Source organism: Pinibacter aurantiacus (genome assembly GCF_019130065.1).
GTDB lineage: Bacteria > Bacteroidota > Bacteroidia > Chitinophagales > Chitinophagaceae > Pinibacter > Pinibacter aurantiacus.
Window position 1 is genome coordinate 565,176 of record NZ_JAHSPG010000002.1, and the last position, 19,898, is coordinate 585,073.

General features: G+C 41.4%; 17 protein-coding genes and 1 tRNA gene. 8 read left to right on the plus strand and 10 right to left on the minus strand.

Annotated elements, in window-relative coordinates:
* Positions 1–119 precede the first annotated feature (119 nt).
* Positions 120–2,813 carry an MGH1-like glycoside hydrolase domain-containing protein gene (locus KTO63_RS05760; protein WP_217790275.1) on the minus strand — a complete coding sequence of 898 codons (2,694 nt, stop codon included), beginning with the start codon at positions 2,811–2,813 and terminating at the stop codon, positions 120–122.
* 468 nt (positions 2,814–3,281) lie between these two features.
* Here KTO63_RS05760 and KTO63_RS05765 point away from each other — a divergent pair, with 468 nt between their 5' ends.
* Together KTO63_RS05765 and KTO63_RS05770 are read left to right on the plus strand one after the other, a co-directional pair.
* Positions 3,282–4,004, plus strand: a complete 723-nt coding sequence (locus tag KTO63_RS05765; protein ID WP_217790276.1) for a 3'-5' exonuclease — start codon at positions 3,282–3,284, stop codon at positions 4,002–4,004.
* Positions 4,005–4,015: 11 nt separating this feature from the next.
* Positions 4,016–4,405: a RidA family protein gene (locus KTO63_RS05770; protein WP_217790277.1), complete on the plus strand. Its 390-nt coding sequence runs from the start codon at positions 4,016–4,018 to the stop codon at positions 4,403–4,405.
* A gap of 103 nt (positions 4,406–4,508) precedes the next feature.
* Here the strand turns inward: KTO63_RS05770 and KTO63_RS05775 are convergent, their stop codons facing one another.
* From KTO63_RS05775 to KTO63_RS05790, 4 genes are all read right to left on the minus strand, one after another.
* A complete protein-coding gene (locus KTO63_RS05775) occupies positions 4,509–5,063 on the minus strand; it encodes an AAA family ATPase (RefSeq protein WP_217790278.1) in 555 nt (184 codons plus the stop codon).
* Complete coding sequence (gene pnuC / locus KTO63_RS05780; RefSeq protein ID WP_217790279.1) at positions 5,050–5,664, minus strand: nicotinamide riboside transporter PnuC; 615 nt, start codon at positions 5,662–5,664, stop codon at positions 5,050–5,052. The genes KTO63_RS05775 and pnuC overlap by 14 nt, the downstream gene beginning before the upstream one ends.
* Before the next feature lie 214 nt (positions 5,665–5,878).
* On the minus strand, positions 5,879–6,961 hold the full coding sequence (locus tag KTO63_RS05785; RefSeq protein WP_217790280.1) for a mannose-1-phosphate guanylyltransferase: 1,083 nt from the start codon (positions 6,959–6,961) through the stop codon (positions 5,879–5,881).
* 167 nt (positions 6,962–7,128) lie between these two features.
* A complete protein-coding gene (locus tag KTO63_RS05790) occupies positions 7,129–8,118 on the minus strand; it encodes a KpsF/GutQ family sugar-phosphate isomerase (protein WP_232373035.1) in 990 nt (329 codons plus the stop codon).
* A 358-nt stretch (positions 8,119–8,476) separates the two neighbouring features.
* On the opposite strand from KTO63_RS05790, the gene recQ reads away from it, so the two are divergent.
* Together recQ and KTO63_RS05800 are read left to right on the plus strand one after the other, a co-directional pair.
* Positions 8,477–10,735 (plus strand): DNA helicase RecQ, encoded by a 2,259-nt coding sequence (gene recQ / locus KTO63_RS05795; protein WP_217790281.1) that lies wholly within the window; start codon positions 8,477–8,479, stop codon positions 10,733–10,735.
* A 151-nt stretch (positions 10,736–10,886) separates the two neighbouring features.
* Positions 10,887–10,959: transfer RNA gene (locus tag KTO63_RS05800), tRNA-Phe, on the plus strand.
* Positions 10,960–11,076: 117 nt separating this feature from the next.
* Here the strand turns inward: KTO63_RS05800 and KTO63_RS05805 are convergent.
* Positions 11,077–12,315, minus strand: a complete 1,239-nt coding sequence (locus KTO63_RS05805; protein ID WP_217790282.1) for an RNA polymerase sigma factor — start codon at positions 12,313–12,315, stop codon at positions 11,077–11,079.
* Between the two features lie 93 nt (positions 12,316–12,408).
* Positions 12,409–12,753, minus strand: a complete 345-nt coding sequence (locus KTO63_RS05810) for a YciI family protein (protein WP_217790283.1) — start codon at positions 12,751–12,753, stop codon at positions 12,409–12,411.
* A gap of 192 nt (positions 12,754–12,945) precedes the next feature.
* Between KTO63_RS05810 and KTO63_RS05815 the strand changes: the two genes are divergently transcribed.
* The 4 genes from KTO63_RS05815 (at position 12,946) to KTO63_RS05830 (ending at position 17,619) form a co-directional block, all read left to right on the plus strand.
* Positions 12,946–13,431, plus strand: coding sequence for a hypothetical protein (locus KTO63_RS05815; RefSeq protein WP_217790284.1), 486 nt, complete (start codon positions 12,946–12,948; stop codon positions 13,429–13,431).
* A 161-nt stretch (positions 13,432–13,592) separates the two neighbouring features.
* Positions 13,593–14,663 carry a winged helix DNA-binding domain-containing protein gene (locus KTO63_RS05820; protein WP_217790285.1) on the plus strand — a complete coding sequence of 357 codons (1,071 nt, stop codon included), beginning with the start codon at positions 13,593–13,595 and terminating at the stop codon, positions 14,661–14,663.
* Between the two features lie 573 nt (positions 14,664–15,236).
* Positions 15,237–16,808 (plus strand): replicative DNA helicase, encoded by a 1,572-nt coding sequence (dnaB, locus tag KTO63_RS05825; protein WP_217790286.1) that lies wholly within the window; start codon positions 15,237–15,239, stop codon positions 16,806–16,808.
* A 112-nt stretch (positions 16,809–16,920) separates the two neighbouring features.
* The gene (locus KTO63_RS05830) at positions 16,921–17,619 is read left to right on the plus strand and encodes an RsmE family RNA methyltransferase (RefSeq protein WP_217790287.1); all 699 of its coding nucleotides are present in this window, start codon (positions 16,921–16,923) and stop codon (positions 17,617–17,619) included.
* A 97-nt stretch (positions 17,620–17,716) separates the two neighbouring features.
* Here KTO63_RS05830 and KTO63_RS05835 read toward each other — a convergent pair whose 3' ends face one another.
* The 3 genes from KTO63_RS05835 to ubiE all read right to left on the minus strand — a co-directional run bounded on the left by KTO63_RS05835 (position 17,717) and on the right by ubiE (position 19,703).
* Positions 17,717–18,043 (minus strand): hypothetical protein, encoded by a 327-nt coding sequence (locus KTO63_RS05835; protein WP_217790288.1) that lies wholly within the window; start codon positions 18,041–18,043, stop codon positions 17,717–17,719.
* Between the two features lie 179 nt (positions 18,044–18,222).
* Positions 18,223–18,966 (minus strand): type IX secretion/gliding motility protein PorT/SprT, encoded by a 744-nt coding sequence (porT, locus tag KTO63_RS05840; RefSeq protein WP_217790289.1) that lies wholly within the window; start codon positions 18,964–18,966, stop codon positions 18,223–18,225.
* Positions 18,930–19,703 (minus strand): bifunctional demethylmenaquinone methyltransferase/2-methoxy-6-polyprenyl-1,4-benzoquinol methylase UbiE, encoded by a 774-nt coding sequence (gene ubiE, locus KTO63_RS05845; RefSeq protein ID WP_232373036.1) that lies wholly within the window; start codon positions 19,701–19,703, stop codon positions 18,930–18,932. The genes porT and ubiE overlap by 37 nt, the downstream gene beginning before the upstream one ends.
* Positions 19,704–19,898: the final 195 nt, after the last annotated feature.

Consider the following 19,898-nt stretch of genomic DNA (forward strand, 5'->3'; position numbering starts at 1 on the left):
GAATGATAAAATGAAAAGACAGAGTTTTTGCTCTGTCTTTTTTTATTTTGCTCAACGCTTAACGCAGCTCCAGTAGCTCGTAGTTCTTGCGTTAGGCGTTAGGCATTGAGCATTAAGCTTTACACGTTAGGCGTTAAGCGTTCCACATTCACCTCCGCCTCTTCAAACAAACTCAGCGGAACTGCTTCTTCAGCCGTTTTTTTGTGCGTTAAACTATTAATCAAATCTGCAATTAAAGCCGTCCAGCCTGTTTGGTGATTGGCACCAAGCCCAGTGCCGGTATCGCCGTGGAAATATTCGTAGAATAATACCAGGTTCTCGTTGCCCTTTTGCTTGTAGAACCAGTTGTAGTCTCCATTATAACGTCGCTCATTATCCTCGTTTTTTTCAAACAAACTGATAACACGTTGTGTCAACTCGTCGGCCACTTCTTCCAGGTTTAATTTCTTGCCACTGCCGGTCGGATATTCTACCATCACGCTCTCGCCATAAAACTTCCCGTATTTTCTGATGGACTGAATGATGAGGTAATTGATCGGCATCCACACCGGCCCGCGCCAGTTACTGTTGCCGCCAAAAATATCAGAAGTACTGTCTCCCGGATCGTATTGAATGGTATGATCAATTCCCCCAAGCGTTATGCTGTAAGGATTTGCTTCATGATATTTCGATAAAGCTCTTATGCCGCCGGGTGAAAGAAAATGATCTTCATTCAACATTTTCTCCAGCAGGTAAGTAAGTTTTTCGCGGGGAACAAGAGATAGCAAGATCTTCTCCCTATCGCCACGCTCTTCGTTTGGCCAGAAACGATTATTCTTTTTTCTGTAGCCTTCAAACCACGAAATACGTTTCGTAAAGTCTTTCAGTTTATCGAGCATATTTCTCTCAATAATTGACACTGCAAACAAGGATGTAAGACCAACAATGGACTGTATACGCAAAGGCATTGGTGCCTCACCCGGGAGGTTGAGAATGTCGTAGAAGAACTTGTCTTCCATATTCCACATCGTATGTTCGTTGAGCGCTTCGGCGATCAAAACAAAGTGTTCAAAAAACTTGGTTCCGGCGTCTTCAAAGCCAATATCATCCATCGCAATTTCAAGCGCAATATCCATCATGTTCAACGCATACATTCCCATCCAGCCGGTACAATCAGCCTGTTCCAGTTTCATTTCCGGTGTGAAGTAATGGCTGCGATTGAATACCCCGATATTATCCAGACCAAGGAAGCCTCCTTCAAAAATGTTGTTTCCCCGAACATCTTTACGGTTGATCCACCAGGTGAAATTGATGATCAGTTTTTGGAAAATTCTTTTCAGGAAAACAATATCGCCTTTGCCGGTTTTTTCTTTTTCTATTCTGTACACCTGCATCGCTGCCCATGCATGCACGGGAGGATTCACATCGCTGAAGTTCCACTCGTAGGAAGGAATTTGACCATCCGGCTTCATGTACCACTCACGCATAATGAGCAGCAGTTGATGTTTCGCAAAATTGGCATCAACAAGCGCCATGGGTATACAATGAAAAGCCAGATCCCATGCGGCATACCACGGATACTCCCATTTATCTGGCATGGCAATGATATCCTGGTTTTTTACATGTTGCCACAAGTGGTTGCGGCCCTGGTTTCTGTTTGGGTGAATAGGAGAAAGTCCATCAGGAACTGTTAACCATTTTTCTACATCGTAACGATAATACTGTTTGCTCCAAAGCAGTCCCGCCAATGCCTGGCGCTGCACCTGGAAAAGATCTGACCGTGGGTCACTTTTCAATATCGAGCGATAAAAAATATCCGCTTCTTCTTTTCTCGTTTTAAAAATATTTTCTGCGCCATGGCCGAAAGGTGTATCCAGCGCCGATTTCGAGAGCCGGCAATAAATTGTCTTTGTTTCGCCGGCAGGCACATGTAGTTTGTACACCGGTGCAAATTTTGTCCCCGATTTCTTTTTATGTAAGGCGTCAACATTTTCTCCATTGACGATGGCCCGATGAAATGCATCCTTCACAAAAGGGGTTTCATTTGGCAAATGCATGACCTTTTCTTTGTTGGTCTCATTTTCTGTAAAGAAACAAGTATCTGCAGGCTGAAAATAGAAATAGTATTTGCCCAGGCGCTCGTGCTCTGCTACAACGGAATGCTTATTGTTGTACGTGATGGAGGGCTTTTTTTCATCTCCTCCCTCGCCCCATCTGTTGTGGAACCATAACGTGGGAAGCACTGTTATTTCTGCTTCTTTGTGATAACGGTTTTTAACATCAATCTTTATAAAAATATCCTGAGGCCCTTGCTTGGCATAAGTAATGTACACGTCATAGTATTCATTGTTATTGAATATGCCGGTGTCAAGCAGCTCGTACTCAGTTTCCGCTTTGCTTCGTTTGCGGTTCTTCGCTAAAAGTTTGTTGTATGGATATTCCTGCTGAGGATATTTGTACAGGAACTGCATGTAATAATGCGTAGGCACATTGTCAAGGTAGTAGTATAGTTCTTTTACATCTTCTCCATGATTGCCTTCGCTGTTGGTAAGTCCGAATAAGCGTTCTTTAAGTATGGGATCTTTGCCGTTCCAAAGTGCAATGGCAAAGCATAGATTTTGAAAGTAGTCAGAAATTCCTGCTAGCCCATCTTCACCCCATTTATACACCCGGCAGGCTGCGTGGTCATGCGGAAAATAATTCCAGGCATCTCCGTATAAACTGTAATCCTCTCTTACTGTACCCCATTGGCGCTCGCTTAAGTAAGGTCCCCATTGTTCTAACGGCACAGGTTTCTTCGCGTTTACTGTTAGTCGCTGATGTTCTGCTGTCATGATTTTTCTATTTAAACTTGGCTCATTCGTCACACTGCAATAAAAATGCCTTCAAAAGCAGAATATTCTGATTTCAAATTTTTAATGCAGTTTTCTTTTTTACATATGGCAACTAACGCTATAAAAAGATACGATAGAATTATCAAAAATCAGCAACAAAAATATAACTTTTAAATTTTGGTGATTCATGTCCTTCCAGCCAGAGTAAGGGGTTAACGACTGGTTACACGTAAATATTGTTTTCAGGATTTTGAATTTGAGAATTTGAAAATTTGAGAATTTCCTGCCCGACTAGTTATTCCCCGCACCTGATCATCCAGAAAGGCAGGCGGGAAAAATTCGTTCTGTGCGGCTTTCCCTTTTTTTATTATTTCCCCGAACAGTTAAGAGCTAACAATTAGATTGGATTGTTACACTTAAAGCATTTTCAAATTCTCGTATTGTCAAATTTTCAAATTAAATTAGCGCATGCCATTGACATTCCCCATACAGAATATTCTTTTTCTTGATATTGAAACCGTTTCGCAGTTCCCAACTTATGATATTGTGCCAGAAGGCTGGAAGTATTTGTGGCAAAAGAAAGCTGACATTTTGCTGCGTAATAAGGAAGATGATACAGCGGAGTCTATTTATCCGAGAGCAGGCATTTATGCAGAATTCGGAAAGATTGTTTGCATTTCCTGCGGCTTTATTACAGGGCATGGTGAGGAGAAAAAAATTTCCCTGAAATCTTTTTACGGAGATGATGAAAAGAAATTGCTGACTGAATTTAACGCAATGCTCAACAGGTGGGCGAACGACGACAGCAAATATCTGTGTGCGCACAATGGCAGGGAATTCGATTTTCCATATCTCTGCCGTCGCCTGATAATAAACGAATTGCCTATTGCATGCGCATTGAATATGCAAGGCAAAAAACCGTGGGAAGTAAAGCATCTCGACACCATGGACATGTGGAAGTTTGGCGACTATAAAAATTACACCTCACTCGAACTGATGGCACACAGCCTTGGTGTACCCACACCCAAAGACGATATTGATGGAAGCATGGTGGGTGAAGTTTACTGGAAGTTGAAAGACATTGACCGCATTGTAAATTATTGTCAGAAAGATGTAGTTACCGTTGCGCAGGTTTTTCTTAAACTTAATGGCGAAGCGATGATTACCGAGGCGAATATTGAAGTAAAATAAAATCGTTACAAATGGGCAACAGAACAAATTATTCATCGGGAGCAAAATGGGAAGACATTGTAGGCTACAGTCGCGCTGTAAAAGTGGGTAACGTCATCGAAGTTACCGGTACCGTTGCCGTAGATGATGACGGAGATGTTGTGGGTGACGACGACGCTTATGCGCAAACCAAATTTGCGATTGAGAAAATACAAAAGGTGCTGCTGCAAGCCGGCGCGACCCTGGAGCATGTTGTGAGAACGCGTTTATTTGTTACCGATATTTCCCGTTGGGAGGAATATGGAAGAGCTCACGGAGAATTTTTTAAAGACATCAAACCTTGCTGCTCAATGATAGAAGTAAAAGGCTTGATCGATCCGGATTATTTGGTGGAAATTGAAGCGACGGCAATCATTGAATAACTGAGTAACTGAATAACTGAAGGCTTGAACATCTGAGAACCTTTAGTTATTTCAAGGTCTTTGAATTTGAAACATTCAGTTATTCAGTTATTCAGTTACTCAGTTATTCAATGATTTGCCCCACCGCTTGTATCGCCTTCTCCAGCCTCTCCTCATAGCCACCACTCACCTCCACCCACGGCACATTTTGATTAATAAGAATGTCTTTGTAGATATGATATAGTTTCTCTCTTGTAGCAAGGTCCGGGTATTCCCGGAGTTCATCTTTTACCCACGGCATGTCAACATCGCAGAGCAGATATAGGTCATACTCTCTGTTTACAATTTCATCAAGAATGTACTGATCACATTTGCCAAACACAAATTCGCTCCATACTTTCAGCACATACATATCTGTGTCGATAAATAGTAGTGGTGTTCTGCTGGGTTCGTTTTGCTCTTCAGACAATTCGTCTAAGCCCTTATTTTCCAGGTTTATTTGCCCCTTTGCAATCGTCAGCAAGTCCTCATACGTATATTGCTTGCCATTTTGCAGCAAATATTCTCTCGCATATTCTCTTACCCAAATGGTATTGAAATGCTTTGCGAGCAGTTGACATAGCGTGCTTTTTCCTGTGCTTTCGGGCCCTATTATTACTATCTTTTTAATTTGCTTCATGCTTTACTTTCTTTGACCATGTAATTAATCCCGCTATTGCCAAACCCAATAATACTAAAAATTGAAAACTTGTAAATGAATATCCCTTGATGTAATAAAGAGGGATCGAAGCAACATTTGTTATAATCCACCAAATCCAGTTCTCCAGTTTCTTTTTTGCCATCAGCCACATGCCGGTATATGCTGACGCTGCGGCGAAGCCATCTGCCAGCGGAACAATACTATCTGTGAAGTGTTTAAGCACCAGAAAAAGAATTGCCCAACATCCCACAAAAAATAGAAGACTGAACGCCCATTCCCTTCTACTGCTTTTTGTAATGTGCAAGGCAGCATCGCCATCTTTCTTTCTACTCCACATTACCCATCCAATAACACTCATTACCGTATAGTAAAAATTAACAGAGGCCTCGGCATATAGCTTTCCCGCAAAACACAAGTATATGTAAAGAACAGTGCTAACTATACCTGTAGGATAAACGAGGATATTTTCTTTGCGTGAGTAAAGAACAGAAATAATACCAAATACAACGGCAACAAACTCAAGCGGAGTAGTGCCTTTTATGCCTTCGATAAAGTTTGAACAGGTTTCTGTAAAATTCAAGAGTTAGCTTTTGGATTCTAAAAAAATAAAAACGCTCAAAGATATACAATGAGAAAACAAATTTATAGGCATTTAAATAATAAAGGCACTAACCACGGGGTTAATGCCTCTATTAATTTTCGTGAAAGGTGAATCGTCAATCGTGAATTGGCTGAGTGTTCAATTGTTCTCGTGAAGACAAACCATAAGACCAATTCACGATTCTCCTTTCACGTTACAAAAACTTCTCGCCTTTCTTACGCTTCACTTCTGCAACGTAATCTTTGATCTCTTGTTCCTTGTTCTTTTTGCTGATCAGCAACACATCTTCTGTGTCTACGATAATGAAATCGTCAGCGCCTTGTAAAAGAACGAGCTTGTTATTTGGTGCATGAACCATGCAGTTAGTAGCATCAATTACAATTACATTATTTCCTGCAACAGCATTTCCTAAATAATCTTTCTCCAGGTTATCATAAGCACTGTTCCATGTTCCTAAGTCGCTCCAGCCAAATGAAGAAGGAATGATGTACACGTTGTCTGCTTTCTCCATAATACCAAAGTCTATAGAGATGTTGGTACACTGAGGATAGATTCTTTCAATGGCAGCTTGTTCATCGCTTGTATTAAAGGTGTCTTTCTCCGCAGCAAACATTTCATACATTTCCGGCAGATACTTTTCAAATGCAGAGATGATATTTTTCACTTGCCACACAAAAATGCCTGCGTTCCAAAGGAAATCGCCACTCGCCATAAAGGCTTTTGCCATCTCAAGTTTAGGCTTCTCCGTAAAGGTTTTCACCTTGTATACATTATCGCTTACAGCATGTTGCTCATACTGAATGTATCCGTAACCAGTGTTTGGGTGTGTTGGCTTGATGCCCAGGGTAACAAGTGCATTGTGCTTTTCCACAAAACGTAAAGCTTCCAGGGAGACTTTCGTAAACGCGGTTACATCAAGAATCAGGTGATCAGACGGCGCTACGATCAACGATGCGTTCGGATCTTGCTGCATTAACTTGAATGCCATGTAAGCGATGCACGGAGCTGTATTTTTTCTGGAAGGTTCAGCCAGGATGTTTTCATCTTTAATATCTGGCAATTGTTCCTTTACTGTTTTTGTATATTCTTGTGAGGTAACAACGAAAATATTTTCTTTGGGAATAAATCCCGCGAAACGCTCAAATGTCCATTGGATAAGGGTCTTACCCGTGTTCAGAATATCAAGAAATTGCTTCGGATGATGAGTTCTGCTCTTTGGCCAAAAACGGCTGCCTATTCCACCAGCCATAATAGCAACATAATGGTGCTTATTCATTACTGTTCTTCTTAAGGTTTAACGCGATTTTTTTTAAGGATGGCAAGATAAGGATAAGCATTTAGAAATTAGGAATTAGGAATTGGGAATTAGTGGGAGTGCCCTTTAATTTAGTGTAATCATAACTTTCAGCCATCAATTCTTAATTCTTAATTGCTAATTCTTAATTAAATCAAGCCTTCTTTTACCAGGTCATGTAAATGAATGATTCCGCAATACTTATTGTTTTCTGCAACGACCAGTTGGGTAATATCGTATTTACGAAGTTTATCGAGCGCATCTACTGCAAGTGCATCAGCTTCAATCATCTTAGGCCCTTTCGACATAATGTCTGTGGCCTGTACGCTGCTTATTTCGGTTTCTTTTTCAAGCATTCTGCGTAAATCACCGTCCGTTATCACGCCCTGGATCTGTTTGTTTTCATCAACAACAACGGTCATTCCCATCCTGCCTTCAGAAATGGAAATGATTATTTTTTTGATGCCATCTGCAGGCAATACAAACGGTTTCGGGTTATTGATGTAAATATCTTGCACGCGCAAATACAGTTTTTTGCCCAGCAATCCGCCCGGGTGAAACTTTGCAAAATCATCTCCGGTAAAGCCGCGCATCTCCATGAGGCAAACCGCCAGCGCATCGCCCATTACCATTTGTGCAGTGGTGCTGCTGGTTGGCGCAAGATTATTGGGGCACGCTTCCTGAGAAACGGTGGTGTTCAGTATGTACGTAGCGTTCTGGCACAAAAAAGATTTTTCGTTGCCGGCCATTGCAATAATGGGATTGCCAAAATTCTTTACCAGCGGAACCAATACTTTGATCTCCGGACTTTCGCCGCTTTTGCTGATGATCATCACGATATCATCCTGTTGGATCATGCCCAGGTCTCCGTGGATGGCATCTGCCGCATGCATGAAAAGGCTCGGCGTGCCGGTGGAATTTAACGTGGCAACGATTTTTTGTGCAACAACGGCACTTTTTCCAATGCCACTGATAACCAATCGGCCAGCCGTTGCATAAACAGCATTGGCCGCATTTATAAAATCATCGTTTACGTATTGTGCGAGCCCTGCAACTGATTCAGTCTCAAGACTTATCGTTCGCAAAGCAATCTGCCTTATCTGTTCTTTCGTCATGATGGATGCAAAAATAGCAAACATCACGACTCGCTTAAGTATTAGTTTGTTATGAAAAATGTATTATTAAAATTTGCATATAAGGCTTAGTGGCTGGAGCGACCATAAAAATAACCATTTGGAAGAAAATTTGCCTAAGCACCTGAAACAGAAGGAGGTAACACTCCACAAATTTAGGCAAATGCTAATTCGTCCCTAAAAGTTTGTCGTTTGTGAAATACATCATTTTAATAGATATGTTTTTTTAGTAACTTCGCCAACCTTAAAAAATCCTGCCTTTATTTCCTTATCTTTCTACGAATAGCTTGCCACACGGCAGAATTTAATTTAAGGGAGAGAAAAAAGAGAAATAATTTATTGTGAGGAGGAAAATTTAAGAAATATGGCCACAACAGCTAAAAAAGCTACTTCAAAAAAAGCATCCGCTAAATCTATTGAAAAAGCAGCCGCTCAATACAACCTGAAAGAATGCTTGCAGGAAAATTTTGGATTTGACGGGTTTAAAGGCAATCAGGAAGCAATCATTCAATCGCTACTTTCCGGAAAAGACACGTTCGTAATTATGCCAACCGGCGGCGGAAAAAGCTTGTGCTATCAGCTTCCCGCTGTTATGAGCGAAGGCGTGGCAATCATTGTTTCTCCGCTTATTGCTTTGATGAAAAACCAGGTGGACCTGGTTCGCGGCTATAGCAGCAAAGATGAAGTAGCGCACTTCTTAAATTCCACACTTACAAAAAAAGAAATTCGTGAAGTACACGACGATCTTTTGACAGGCAAAACGAAGCTTTTGTATGTGGCACCTGAAACACTTACAAAACAAGAGAATCTCGAACTTTTTAACGGACTCACTATATCATTCTTCGCTGTAGATGAAGCACACTGTATATCTGAATGGGGACACGATTTCCGCCCGGAGTACAGAAGATTACGTGAAATGATGGAGCAGATCAATCCTGATGTGCCTGTAATCGCGTTAACTGCAACCGCTACCCCCAAGGTTCAAAGCGACATACTGAAAAACCTTGGTCTGCGCGAGCCAAACATTTTCATGTCTTCATTCAACAGGTCGAATTTGTATTATGAAATTCAACCGAAGATCAAGAAAGAGGACACGATCAAGAACATGGTGAAATTCATTGTTCAGAATAAGGGCAAGAGCGGCATCATCTATACGCTGAATAGAAAAACAACTGAAGAACTTGCAGATATTCTGGTAGCAAATAACATAAAGGCTGTTGCATATCACGCTGGCTTTGACAGCAAAATTCGCGCAGAAAGACAGGACATGTTCCTGAATGAAGATGTGCAGGTAATTGTTGCCACCATTGCGTTTGGAATGGGCATTGACAAGCCGGATGTTCGTTTTGTAATTCACTACAACATTCCAAAATCTATCGAGAACTACTACCAGGAAACTGGTCGTGCGGGTCGCGATGGTTTGGAAGGAAAATGTATTCTTTACTACTCTCACAAAGATGTTTCCAAGATCGAACATTTAATGCGCGACAAGCCACTAAGTGAAAGAGAAGTTGGTGCACAATTGATCGGAGAAACAGTTGCTTTCGCAGAAAGCGGTGTTTGTCGTCGTAAAACTTTATTAAGCTATTTTGGTGAAGATTGGACGGTAGACAATTGTAACAATTGCGATAACTGTTTACATCCGAAAGAAAAAGTAGAAGCGAAAGAGAATGCTGCGAAGGTATTGAAAACAGTGAAAGCCCTCGATGAACGTTTCGCGACAGACTACACCGTAAACATTATCACAGGTAAACTTACTCCACAAATACAGATGTTCCGCCATGAAGGCATTGCGGAATTTGCAATAGGCAACAACGAACCGTATCACTATTGGAACTCTTTGATACGTCAGATGTTGCTCGAAGGCTTGTTGTCTAAAGATATTGAAGACTATGGTGTATTGAAGTTTACGCCAAAAGGAGAGAAGTTCCTGAAGAAGCCAACATCATTCAAAATTGTGCTCAACAATTTATTTGAAGACGCAAACGAAGATGATGATGAAGGTGAATCAAACAGCGGAGCCGCTGCATCAGACGAAAAGCTGTTTGAAATGCTGAAAGAACTTCGCCAAAAAGAAGGAAAGAAAAAATCACTACCTCCGTTTGTTATTTTCCTTGAGAGCTCCTTGCACGATATGGCAACAATGTTTCCGACAACCGTTGAGGAACTTGAAAAATGTTCGGGTGTAAGCAAAGGAAAAGCCATCCGTTATGGTAAGCCATTCATCGAACTCATCGCTAAATATGTTGAAGAAAATGATGTAGTAAAGCCAGACGATTTCGTAATGAAAAGTGTGGTGAACAAAAGCGGCAACAAAGTTTACATCATTCAACAGGTTGATAAAAAAATCGGGCTCGAAACAATTGCGAAGAACAAGGATATGAAGATGGAGCAATTGCTGGAAGAAATGGAAACAATTGTAGCGAGCGGCACTAAGCTGAATCTTGATTATGCCATCAATGAAATGGTCGATGAAGATGACCAGCAAGATATATTAGATTATTTTAAAGGTTGTGAAACAAGCGATCTTAAATTGGCACAGGATGAACTTAGTGATTTGAGTTTAGACTGGGAGCAATTAAAAATAATGCGTATCAAATTCCTTGCACAGTACGGCATGTAAACCGTAGGGACGAATTGCATTCGCCCGTCCAAAAAAATATTTAGAAAAAAATTTCGCAGAATAGTGATTATTTAACAGAAACCCCTATTTTTGCGTCCCGCTTCGATGAAAGAGGTACTATAAAGAACTAAATTTGTTGAAGTAAAAGGATGGTGCGGTAGCTCAGTCGGTAGAGCAAAGGACTGAAAATCCTTGTGTCGCCGGTTCGATCCCGGCCCACACCACGAAAAAAAGTCTTCTGATTTCAGGAGACTTTTTTTATGCACCTAATTGTCAATAAGAAAACGTTAGATGTAAGAGGCAGCCTTAGTGAAACTTAGTGTCCTTAGTGCCTCAGTGGTTCATATTCGAGACTCCAACTTTCCAATCTTTCGCTCCAGTAGTCGGTGATCCGTAGTTGATCTGCAGAGCCGCAATGCATCCTTAAAATGCCTTATAGCTTTTACGCTATCTACCCCTGAATACAATTCTCCCAACAGCGCCTGGTACAAATAATGATCATTCAATTCAAGTTTCTCAGCTTCAACAATCGCTTCTTCCTTTCCTCTTGCTTTTGAAAAAGCATATGTTCTGTTAAGCGCCGCAACAGGAGAATATTCCAGGGAAAGCAAATGATTATAGAATTGTAAAATACTTTCCCATTTTTCAACACAATCCGTCTTCAGCGTATGCCAGAAGGCAATCCCCGCTTCAAGATGATATTTGGAAAGGTTGCTGCCTGTGGATGCAAGATTCATATAATGCTCTCCCTGCGCAATCAATTCAGCGTTCCATAAACTTTCATCCTGGTCATCATACAAAATCATTTCACCTTGTGGATCAACCCTTGCATCAAAACGTGAAGACTGGAAACTCATTAGCGCCAGTAATGCATTTACCGCTGGCGTGTTTGTTTGCTCATTTTCTGTAAGCATATGTGTAAGCCGCATTGCTTCCGCACAAAGGTCTTTACGCAAAATGGTTTGATTGCTGAGAGAATAATAGCCCTCATTAAACAGCAAGTACAAGGTTCGCAAAACAGATTCAAGGCGACTGTCAATTTCTTCTGCGTTTGGAAATTCAATACTGATATTTTCGGTCCGCAATTTTTCTTTTGCCCTAAATAATCGTTTGTTGATGTTTTCTTTGTTGGTCAAAAAAGCATCAGCAATTTCTTCTATACCAAAGCCGCAAAGAATGCGCAATGCAAGCCCAATTTGTGCTTGAGACGATATAGCAGGATGACAAATCGCAAACATCATTTGCAATTGGCTGTCGGTAATGTTTTGTGAGGAAAGATCTATCTCGATTTCTTCTACGCTGATTGTGGAGTGCCTTAATTGCGCGGCGATCTTTTCATTAAAAATTGCACCTCGTTTAAGATGATTTTTCGCTTTATTTTTTGCTACAGTGTATAACCATGCAACAGGGTTTTCAGGCAAACCTTTTTGGCTCCATAGCTCTGAGGCCGCAAGAAAAGTATCGCTTGCAATGTCTTCAGCGATCTCTATATGCTCAATACCAAATAGCTTACAAAGCACAGCCGTAATTTTCCTGTACTCCGTTCTGAAAAGATGTGGTATGAGTTGCTGATTTTCCATAAACATCGTAGGGGCGAATCGCATTCGCCCATTGCATCGAATTGCATCACCCGTTGCATCGATCGCATTCGCCCCTCGAAATTATTTCAGTGACTAAATTACGTCAAACTCCCTCACCTCAACGGAAGTTCCGTCAGATGCAAGGATTGGACAACCTTCTGAAAGTTTAACAGCCTCATCGATAGTTTCTGCCTTCACCACAATGTAGCCAAGAACAGATTCTTTGATCTCTGTAAAAGGTCCGTCTGTTACCACATTTCCTTTCTTTACAACTTTGCCCGCGGGATTTAAACGATTACCCCGGCTGCTCAATTTGTTTTGTGCTGCGATACTGCCGACCCAATCCATCCATTTTTGTGTTCTCGCCTGCATCTGTTCAGGTGAAGCTTGTCCAAGATCTTTGTAGTCAGCTCTGAATAAGAAAATAAAATCTTTCATTGTAATAAGTTTTAATTGTTTCAATAGATACAATCGAATGTTTACAAACTGGACAATGGGGTATTCTTTTTCGACAGGTAATTTCCGAAGCGAAAAAGTTGGCTACTTTTTCGCACACAAATGGCGCAGTTTTTGAAATATTTAAGGCCATCTGATCGAAAATTTAAAACTAATATCTTTACCGTTCAACTTATGAAAAAAATAATCTTGATTCTAAGCCTTTGTTACATGGCTATTGCATGTAATAACACCAATGGTAACACGAAAGCCATCTCTGCAGATAGCACGGCAAAAAAAGAAACCATTAAGGAGATTCCGGAAAAGCGCTCTACCGTAAATGCCAAACCCGTAATGGCCTTTGAAAAGCCGGTGGCGGACAACTTGAACAAATGGAAGTTCAGCGTAAAACTGTACGAAACAAAATATACGTTTAAATACAAGGTGGAAATGCAATACCAGGAAGTAACCGGAGCCGACACGATAACATTTCCCAATCTTGGATATACGCCTCGTCCTGTCCTGAAACAAGGCACAGATCCCTATTCCTGCATCATCGGATTTAAAGACAACAGCGGCGATTTCAAGCCTTATAAGTTGGTTATTGCAGAGAACGATGAACTTTCTATAAAAACACTAAAGCATTACTCCGTAACGCGTTCATCTGTCCCGGCAAAATAATCGCCATCACGATAGAAAATTAGCACCCGGATAATGTCCGGGTTTTCTTTTTTTATACTACTGACATAGCGTTGTCACAAACTGCCATTTTCTTTGTGTAGAAAACAAGTGCTCGGTTCCAGTTTTGACTTTTTCTTTTTGACTTTTTACTTTTAATTGCCATGACAATTTCAGATCTCAAATATCTCCGGCTTCACAATCAGTTGATCAGCCAGCAGCCATATGCGAACGCTGGTAATGTAGTTGCTGCGCTTGGTGCCATGCAGGCGCAAGACTATGCAGCCGCAAAATGGGCCATTGGATTACGTTTGCCTGAGGCCACCGATGAAGATATTGAGGCGGCAATAGCTCAAAAAACCATCGTGCGCACATGGGCATTACGCGGAACCCTCCATTTTCTCGCTGCGGCAGACATTCACTGGATTTTGTCACTGATCGCTCCAAGATTGAACACCCTGTACGCCAGCCATTTCAAGCGCTTGGAGCTTGATAGTGCCGTTCTTTCTAAAAGCTTTTCGACGATTGAAAAAGCCTTGCGTAACGGGAAACAACTAACCCGCACAGAACTTGCAGCCATATTGAACAAAAAGGGAATTGCAACCAATGATCTGCGCATGAACTTCATCTTATTAAGAGCGTCGCTTGACAAACTAATCTGTTTCGGAGAAAGAAACGGGAAACAGTTCACTCACACATTGCTCGATAAGTGGGCGCCAGCCACGAAGGCGATAAAGAAAGAGGAAGCGCTCGCAATGTTAGCCGAACGTTACCTTTCCAGCCATGCACCATCCTCACTTAAAGATTTCGTTTGGTGGTCCGGTTTTCCCCTCACAGAAGCCAAAGCTGCCTTTGCAATGGTCGACGACAAATTCGAGGAAAAAACAATCGGCGGAAACGCTTATTGGTTACCAAAAAAACTGCCCGATTTTAAAAAGAAGCAATCACTATATCTCCTACCTGCTTTCGATGAGTATTTAATGGGATATGCCGACAGAACCACGGTTGTGGACGAAAAGTATCTCAGTCATATTGCGACCAATAATGGCATATTTAATCCCACCATCGTTGTTAACGGCCACGTAGAAGGGAACTGGAAACGGACTTTAAAAAAAGATAAGGTGCTTGTAGAGCCACACATCTTTGAAGCCATTTCAAAAAGCAATCAGTCCGCATTAAAAGCCGTCTCAAAACGTTTTGGTAAGTTTCTAAACATATCGGCTGAAATATCATAAAGACTTGATGCCATTGCCTTTCATTCAGTTTTGAATTTTATCATAAACCCTAAATACCTGTGCTTTCTGTGTTTCTGTGATATTTTGAAAAAATGATATATGTGAAATGGTGTGCCGATAACGCCTTTTCGACATTATCACCTGTCTTTTTTGTCCGATTTATCGTAAAAGTCCCATCCTGTAGTTTACACACCCAAATCAATAAATGGAGCCCTTTTATTTACGCACAACACGTGTGAATTAAGTTTCGAAAAGAACGGAAAACTTTTTTAAATTGTGTATGACTGATGATTTGATGTGTATAAGCCAGAGTTTGCTGTGCATAAGTGTGTGCATTACTATAGTACAACTTAAGCATTTAAAAAATTTTTTCATTCGGCTCATTGCTGTTTATATTCGCCGTCCTGACTTACTGGGATAACATTTTGTTCATATTGCCATAACAATTTCTTAAGGAACACAACGCCACCAAAACCGAGAAGAACGCCAAGAGTAAAAAGATAGGCTGAACACGACAACCCGTTAGTCATTGGTTTCAAAATCAATGGTTAAAACATTTATTGTTCTGAAAACATGGAATTAACTAACCTAAAAGATCGCAAGCAACGAGGAAAAAGATCCGTAGACCTGAGCACAATGGTATATGGCAAAGTGCCACCCCAGGCGAAAGAACTGGAGGAGGCTGTACTGGGTGCTGTTATGCTCGAAAAAGGTGCATTTGATGTGGTAATTGAAATCCTGAAACCCGAGTGTTTTTATCTGGACGCCCATCAGAGAATTTTTAAATGTATGCTCGGCTTGGCACAAAAAAGCCAGCCCATAGATATATTGACCGTAGTAGAGGAGCTGAAATTCAGAGGAGAATTGGATGTTATTGGAGGCCCTTACTACGTTACCAAGCTCACCAATACGGTTGTGTCATCCGCTAACATTGAAGCGCATGCCCGTATCATTGTTCAAAAATTCATTCAAAGGGAATTGATCCGCATCAGCGGTGAAATTATCGGCGACGCCTACGAAGATTCAACAGAAGTTTTCGAGTTGCTGGATAAAGCGGAAGACAAGCTTTTCCAGATAACCAACAACTATCTGAAAAAGAACTTTGAAAGCATTGATTCTGTGTTGGTAAAGACGATACAGCGTATCGAAGACATGCGTCACCGCACAGAAGAGATTAGTGGGGTACCAAGCGGATTCACATCTTTGGATAAAGTGACATACGGATGGCAGCCAACGGATTTGATCATTCTCGCGGCGAGGCCGGCTGTGGGTAAAACCGCATTCGCCCTTAACCTTGCCCGTTCTGCAGCGCTTCACCCTACCAAGCCAACAGGTGTTGCTTTTTTCAGTCTGGAGATGAGTGCCGCTCAGTTGGTAACACGTATTCTTTCCGCAGAAAGTGAAATTTGGCTCGAAAAAATTACCCGGGGTAAACTGGAAGAATATGAGATGAAGCAACTTTATGCAAAGGGTATCCAGAGACTGACGCAGGCGCCCCTTTTCATTGATGATACTGCTGCATTGAACGTCTTCGAATTGCGCGCAAAATGCCGCAGGTTGAAGAATAAACATAACATCGGAATGATCATCATCGACTACCTTCAATTGATGAGTGGTGGTGGTGAAAAAAATACCAACCGTGAACAGGAGATCAGCCAGATTTCGCGTTCACTCAAGCAGCTGGCAAAAGAGTTGGGCGTACCCATCATCGCACTGAGCCAGTTGAGTCGTGCGGTAGAAAGCCGTAAGGATGGAAACAAGATCCCTCAGTTGAGTGACCTTCGTGAGTCCGGAGCCATTGAGCAGGATGCCGACATGGTTATGTTCATCTATCGTCCGGAGTACTACGATATCAATCAAAATGAAATGGGCGAAGCCAATAAAGGTGAAACCCACATCAAGATAGCGAAACACCGTAACGGTTCGCTCGAAACAATTAAGCTGAAAGCCTTGCTGCACATTCAAAAATTCGTTGAAATGGAGCAGGACGACTTTGGTGGTGGCCTTCCATCTGGCGGTGGTAGCTGGAAACCGGTTGGCGACAGTGGCGGCGATGACGCCGGTGCTGGCGGAGGAGCAAAACTCTACAACCAATTCGGCAGCAAAATGAACAACATGGATCTCGACGACGACGCGCCTTTCTAATTTGAGAATATGCTAATTTGAAAATTTGAAAATGAAACAGCCCGCGAATTCTAGTCAAAGGCGCATAAAAAAGCATTTTCAAATTTTCAAATTTTCAAATTGACTAATTAACATGCTCCCCTTCTTTTATCTTTCAGAGTATACTCCCAATCAAAAGACGATCGTTTTATCGGAAGAAACTTCCAGGCATGTTGTGCAGGTTTTGCGCATGCACATAGGAGAGATGTTGCAGCTTACAGATGGAAAAGGAAGTTTGCTCACCGTGACGATTATCGACGATCACAAGAAGAAGTGCACCGTTGAAGTAAAAGAATCGGTTTACACAGAAGCTAAGAGAAACAAAGCAACCATCGCAATATCGCTTTTAAAAAACGCCAGCCGTTTTGAATGGTTTTTAGAAAAAGCAACAGAGTTAGGCATCAGCGAGATCATTCCTCTTTTAAGCGAAAGAACAGAAAAGCAACATTTCCGCCATGACAGAATGAAAAACATTCTTGTGAGTGCAATGCTACAAAGTCAACAAGTTTGGCTACCCGAACTGCCCGAACCTCAGAAACTGGCTGCTGTCATTCAATCTGCAAACCCGGAAAAAAAGTTTGTTGCACATTGCATAGAAGGTGAAAAAAGCGAGCTAAAGAAAGTCGTTGATACAAACGCCTCCCAAATAATTTTGATCGGTCCCGAAGGTGATTTCTCGCAGGAAGAAGTCGACCTGGCAATTGGCCACAACTTCATCCCGGTATCATTGGGAAATACAAGATTGAGAACAGAAACCGCAGGCATAATCGCAGCCACGTTATTGATGATCTAATGTTGGCTGATGCGTGTTTGCTCCTGCCTTCTGAATTTTTACTTTAAAAATAATGGCCGTCAGAACTGACGGCCATCCCTCATTAACCCCTCTATTATTATCTGCATCCACGTTTCCAACTTTTGTTGTGTCCGTAGGCATGTCCGTGTCCGTGGCCCCTATCGCAACGGTCATCGTAATAAACTCTTTTTTCTACGTATACTGGTGCCGGTGCATAATACACGGGCGGTGGCGGTGCTACATAAACCACTGGAGCGGGTACGTACGCTCTCACTGGAGGCCTTTGATAAACTACCGGCGGCGCACATACAACACCGTGACGAGGACCTATAACAACACCTGCATTTATATTTACTGAAACCTGAGCTTTTGCATAAGTAATAGAACCTAAAGCAATCAGTCCGAACATAAGTAACTTTTTCATAGCGTATTATTTTAGCTACATCTTTGACTCAAAAACAGCACCGTGTTTAAAATGAAAATGCTAAAAAAATGTGAAAGAGAAAAATGGAGCATCCACGCAAGAAAAAAACGAGCACAAGGCTCGTTTAATCAAATTTCGCTATCTCAATGTCGTTAATCCTGAAATCTGATGAATACAAATCATCCCTCAAATATCAGTGAGAAAATTATTTGCCTTGATTGTATTTTATCGATCACATTGGAGAACTTCAAATCCGGATCACGACTATGTACATTCGAAATGCCATTGCTTATTTTTAATTCAGGCGATAAGATGAAATATCGCATGTAAAAATTGAATCCCAAACCAGCCTCAATTCCAAAATCCGAAGATTTAAGCTTCACAAACTGCTCTGCATTTTTTTCCTGCGCTTTGGAAGAAAGGTCATATTCCCATTTTGCGCCCGCAAACATATATACACGGAAATTGTCGATCCTATCCGATTTCAATTTTAACTGCACAGGAAAGCCAAGCAAAATGGATTCCACATTTTTGGTTGTAGTCGTCGATTCGCCCGATTCAGGATATTTCAACGTGTATGAAAGCGTCTTATTCACAAATAGCAATTGCGGAAAAACTGCCCTCACCTCAAATCTTTTTGACAAACGCAACGTGTGCATACCACCAATTCCTAAACCCATCGAAGTAATTGGATTACTTGTAAGAACACTATCGGTTGCTAAAAATTGTGGGTGTTGACTTATCTGGAACCTGTTCTGTGTTCCCATTAAGATAATGCCTATCGTATAACGCTTATCATCATTATCAGGAAGGTTTAAGCGATCACGCAATTGACACTGAGCGGTAATAGAAAAAAGCAATAAAAAAATTCCCAGAGGTAGGATCCTTAGCCGTCTTTCTTTTTGCCGCAATAAATTGTACATATTCCTAACGTAAGTTTTTTTAAGTAGGTATCAACGTACCCTTCTTCATTTAAAATATTCACAAATTCCTGGCCCTGGGGAAAAGCTTGAACGGAATCATTAAGATATTGGTAGGCATCCTTGTTTTTGGAGATCATTTTACCAACACCTGGGGCAATAAGATTCATGTATAGCTTGTACAAACCTTTAAATCCTGAAACGGTTGGTTTTGAAAACTCTAAAACCACCAGTTTGCCCCCGGGTTTTAAAACGCGCAACATCTCATCAAGACCTTTTCTCAGATTTTCGAAGTTGCGAACTCCAAAAGCTACGGTCACCGCATCAAACGAATTGTCAGGAAAGTTTATTGTCTCACTATCGCCTTGCTGAAGCTCGATTTTGTCGTTTAACAAAGCTTTTGCGATTTTCTTCCGCCCCAGTTCCAGCATTCCATTAGAAATATCTATGCCAACAATTTTATCAGGGTTTAGATACTTCTGCATCATGATAGCTACATCAGCAGTCCCCGTTGCAACATCCAAAACTTTCTTCGGTTTAATCTCTCTCAGTTCTTTAATTGCCTTTTTGCGCCATGTAATATCAATGCCCCCGCTTAAAAAGCGGTTCAAAAAATCATAACGAAAAGCGATCTTATCAAACATGTCCGCAACCTGGGCCTTTTTATTAGCCTCAGATTCTTTAAACGGAACAATTGAATCGTGCGGTAATTTTTCCACCATAGGGTGGCAAAGGTACAAGCTTTACTTGTTGATTTCTTGCAGAATAGGACCACATTTTTTCAGAGAAGAAACAGGCCATATCATAGTTATAGCTTTAGAGAACTTATTAGGTCAGCCATAGAATATCCATTAAGCATCGTTGTGTCACTCCCGTCAACGGTAGAATATGGATTGGGCAATTGTCGATGAACCTTGCCCGTAGGGCATTGATGT

Coding starts and splice junctions, on each gene's coding strand:
- KTO63_RS05815 (WP_217790284.1), top strand. CDS start 12,946: ATGAAAAAAATAATCTTGATTCTAAGCCTTTGTTACATGGCTATTGCA.
- KTO63_RS05830 (WP_217790287.1), top strand. CDS start 16,921: ATGCTCCCCTTCTTTTATCTTTCAGAGTATACTCCCAATCAAAAGACG.
- KTO63_RS05810 (WP_217790283.1), bottom strand. CDS start 12,753: ATGAAAGATTTTATTTTCTTATTCAGAGCTGACTACAAAGATCTTGGA.
- KTO63_RS05775 (WP_217790278.1), bottom strand. CDS start 5,063: ATGAAGCAAATTAAAAAGATAGTAATAATAGGGCCCGAAAGCACAGGA.
- KTO63_RS05760 (WP_217790275.1), bottom strand. CDS start 2,813: ATGACAGCAGAACATCAGCGACTAACAGTAAACGCGAAGAAACCTGTG.
- porT (WP_217790289.1), bottom strand. CDS start 18,966: ATGTACAATTTATTGCGGCAAAAAGAAAGACGGCTAAGGATCCTACCT.
- KTO63_RS05805 (WP_217790282.1), bottom strand. CDS start 12,315: ATGGAAAATCAGCAACTCATACCACATCTTTTCAGAACGGAGTACAGG.
- dnaB (WP_217790286.1), top strand. CDS start 15,237: ATGGAATTAACTAACCTAAAAGATCGCAAGCAACGAGGAAAAAGATCC.
- KTO63_RS05820 (WP_217790285.1), top strand. CDS start 13,593: ATGACAATTTCAGATCTCAAATATCTCCGGCTTCACAATCAGTTGATC.
- KTO63_RS05770 (WP_217790277.1), top strand. CDS start 4,016: ATGGGCAACAGAACAAATTATTCATCGGGAGCAAAATGGGAAGACATT.
- KTO63_RS05835 (WP_217790288.1), bottom strand. CDS start 18,043: ATGAAAAAGTTACTTATGTTCGGACTGATTGCTTTAGGTTCTATTACT.
- KTO63_RS05785 (WP_217790280.1), bottom strand. CDS start 6,961: ATGAATAAGCACCATTATGTTGCTATTATGGCTGGTGGAATAGGCAGC.
- KTO63_RS05790 (WP_232373035.1), bottom strand. CDS start 8,118: ATGTTTGCTATTTTTGCATCCATCATGACGAAAGAACAGATAAGGCAG.
- recQ (WP_217790281.1), top strand. CDS start 8,477: ATGGCCACAACAGCTAAAAAAGCTACTTCAAAAAAAGCATCCGCTAAA.
- KTO63_RS05765 (WP_217790276.1), top strand. CDS start 3,282: ATGCCATTGACATTCCCCATACAGAATATTCTTTTTCTTGATATTGAA.